General features: G+C 75.0%; 2 protein-coding genes. One reads left to right on the top strand and one right to left on the bottom strand.

Features of this window, described 5'->3' with window-relative positions; genetic code table 11:
* Positions 1 to 286 precede the first annotated feature (286 nt).
* Positions 287 to 1,135: a c-type cytochrome gene (locus ACTIFU_RS23675; RefSeq protein WP_439580786.1), complete on the top strand. Its 849-nt coding sequence runs from the start codon at positions 287 to 289 to the stop codon at positions 1,133 to 1,135.
* Between the two features lie 11 nt (positions 1,136 to 1,146).
* Here ACTIFU_RS23675 and ACTIFU_RS23670 read toward each other — a convergent pair.
* Positions 1,147 to 1,734 (bottom strand): ABC transporter substrate binding protein (locus ACTIFU_RS23670; protein WP_439580785.1); only part of this gene is annotated, 588 nt, incomplete at its 5' end.

Here is a 1,734-nt window from a genome sequence, read left to right as displayed (position 1 = left end):
ACGAGGTTCCGTTCGACGAGGCCTGCGCGCAGCGCCGGGATGAAGGGCGCGAGCGAGGCTTCGCGCTGCGCCGTGAGCCAGCCGATGCGGGGCGGCCCGGGCTGCGCGGGAGCAGGCTGGGCCAGCGCCGGCGCGGCGAGAGGCAGCGCCAGGAGCGAACGGCGCGCGATCATCCGATCACCTCCTCCGCCCGCGCGCCGGGCGGGGCCCGCCACACGGCGTGCGAAGTCGCACAGCGCCGAACCGCGCCGGGGCCGAAGTTGCGGCCCGGAGAAGGAGGCATCCCATGAACAAGCTCCGGTCGTTCATTCTGGCCAGCACCATCCTTGCCGTTCCGGCACTGGCCGACACGCCGCAGGTCGCGCGCGGGCAGTACCTGGTCGATGTCGTCATGCAATGCGGGACCTGCCATGACACGCCGGACGCGAGAGGCCGCGCCGACCCGGCGATGCGCCAGGCGGGTGGTCGTGTCTTCGCCAATGTAGGGCTGCGCGCCGTGACGCCGAACATCACGCCCGATCCCGACACGGGGATCGGCGCCTGGACCGCAGCGCAGTTCGCCGATGCGATGCGCAACGGCCGCCGGCCGGACGGCTCGTTGATCGGGCCTCCCATGCCGGTCGAGGCCTATCGCGGCATCTCGGACGGCGACCTCGCGGCGGTCTGGGCCTATCTCCGCACCATCCCGCCTGTGCGCAATCCCGTGACGGAGCGCAGCAGCTTCCCGCGCAGCCCGACGCGCTTCGAGCCCGTGGCGACCGTGCCCGCGCCGCCCGGCGACGACCCCGTACGGCGCGGCGAATACCTCGCCGTCACGCTGCTGCACTGCATGGACTGCCACTCGCCCCGCGTCGCGCTGGACCGCGCCGACCCCGCGCGCATCGGCGCGGGCGGGCGGGTGTTCCAGACCCCGTCGGGACCGCTGCCGGCGCGCAACATCACCCCGCATCCCGACGCCGGCATCGGCGCCTGGACGGAGGCGGAGGTGTGGCGCGTGGTCGCGGAGGGCATTGGCCGCGACGGGCGCCGCCTCTACCTGACGATGGGCAGCCGCGCCGCCGGCTGGGCACGGATGACGGAAGGCGATCGTGCCGACCTGCTTGCCTATCTCCGCGCCCTGCCGCCGCTGGAATGAGGGCCGCGCGGTCATTCGACCACCTCGTCCGCGCGAGCCAGCAGGGCCACCGGGACCTGAAGGCCGAGCGCGCTCGCCGCGCCGAGGTGCACCACCGTCTCGATGCGTGCCGGCGCCTCGATGGGCAGGTCGCCGGGCGGTGTGCCGCGCAGGATGAGTGCCGTGAAATGCGCCACGCGCGCATAGAGCGCGTGGAAGTCGGGTCCATGGCTCGCGGTGCAGCCCTCCGCCACCATGCTGCGCCACTGGCCGATGGTGGCGATGCGCGCGGCGCCCGCGGCGGCGGCGATCGCGCGGGCGTCGCGCAGCGATTCCGGCGTGCCGCCCAGCGCCACCCCGCGCACGCCGCGCGCCGCAAGCGCGGCCACCGCCGCCGCGACACCGCCGGGCCCCTCCCATTCCTGCACGATCAGTGCACGGCCCGCCTGGCGCGCCGCGGCCTGCATCGCAGCGAGGCGCGGGGCCAGCGAATCCGTGCCGCGATGGAACAGCACCGCGAGCGGCGTGCCGGGCGGCGTGAGCTCGGCCGCGATCTCGATGCGCTTGCCCTCCGCCTGCGGGGTGTTGGCGACGACGCCGGTGGCATTGCCGCCGGGCCG

It is taken from the genome of Elioraea sp. (assembly GCF_051860475.1).
Classification (GTDB): Bacteria; Pseudomonadota; Alphaproteobacteria; order Acetobacterales; family Acetobacteraceae; genus Elioraea.
Note: the sequence above shows the minus strand (reverse complement) of the source record. Positions and strands in the feature narration are given on the sequence as shown.

Bases quoted from the DNA above. Each gene is read 5' to 3' on its own strand.
- ACTIFU_RS23675 (WP_439580786.1), top strand. From the start codon at position 287: ATGAACAAGCTCCGGTCGTTCATTCTGGCCAGCACCATCCTTGCCGTT.